The organism is Microbacterium sp. Bi128 (assembly GCF_918698205.1).
In genome coordinates, this window is sequence record NZ_CAKKMM010001436.1 from 1 (window position 1) to 1,273 (window position 1,273).

A 1,273-nucleotide genomic window follows, 5' to 3' on the forward strand; every position below is an offset into this window, starting at 1 on the left:
GTCCAGGCCTTCACGGAGCAGGTTGATGCCGACGAGGACGTCGAAGACACCCATCCGCAGTTCGCGCAGGAGTTCCACCCGGCGGAGGGTGTCGACGTCGGAGTGCAGGTATTCCACCTTCACGCCATGGCCCAGCAGGTAGTCCGTCAGGTCCTCGGCCATCCGCTTGGTCAGGGTGGTGACCAGGACCCGCTCGTTCTTCGCGGTGCGGGTCCGGATTTCGCCCAGCAGGTCATCGATCTGCCCCTTCGTGGGCTTGACGACGACCTCGGGGTCGATCAGGCCGGTGGGGCGGATGATCTGCTGGACGAAGCCGTCGGACTTGCCGAGCTCGTACTTGCCCGGCGTCGCGGACAGGTAGACGGTCTGGCCCACGCGGTCCTGGAACTCGTCCCATTTGAGCGGGCGGTTGTCCATCGCCGAGGGCAGCCGGAAGCCGTGGTCCACGAGGTTCCGTTTGCGGGACATGTCGCCCTCGTACATGGCGCCGATCTGCGGCACGGTGACGTGGGACTCATCGATCACCAGGAGGAAGTCATCCGGGAAGTAGTCGATCAGGCAGTGCGGCGCGGTCCCCCGGGCCCGGCCGTCGATGTGCGAGGAATAGTTCTCGATGCCGTTGCAGAACCCCATCTGCTGCATCATTTCCAGGTCATCGGTGGTGCGCATCCGGAGCCGTTGGGCCTCGACCAGCTTGTTCTGGCTTTCCAGCACGGCGAGGCGCTCGGCCAGTTCATCTTCGATCCGCTTGATCGCCCGGCCCATCCGTTCCGGACCGGCGACGTAGTGCGAGGCGGGGAAGACGTACATTTCGTTCTCGTCCCGGAGCACTTCGCCGGTCAGCGGGTGCAGGGTCTGGATATTTTCGATCTCGTCACCGAAAAACTCGATCCGGATCGCCAGTTCCTCGTACATCGGGATGATTTCCACGGTGTCGCCGCGGACCCGGAACGTGCCGCGGTGGAAGTCCATGTCGTTGCGGGTGTACTGCATGGAGACGAACTTTCGGAGCAGGTCGTCACGGTTCATCTCCGCCCCCTTGCGGAGGGTCACCATCCCGGCGATGTATTCTTCCGGGGTGCCGAGGCCGTAGATGCAGGAGACGGTGGCAACCACGATCACGTCGCGGCGGGTCAGCAGCGCGTTGGTCGCGGAGTGGCGGAGCCGTTCGACTTCCTCGTTGACGGAGGAGTCCTTCTCGATGAAGGTGTCCGTCTGGGCGACGTAGGCCTCCGGCTGGTAGTAGTCGTAGTAGGACACGAAGTATTCCACC

General features: G+C 63.8%; 1 protein-coding gene. It reads right to left on the reverse strand.

What is annotated here, in order from left to right:
- A partial coding sequence (locus LQV45_RS33465) for a helicase-related protein (RefSeq protein ID WP_290370400.1) occupies window positions 1–1,273 on the reverse strand: 1,273 nt, incomplete at both ends.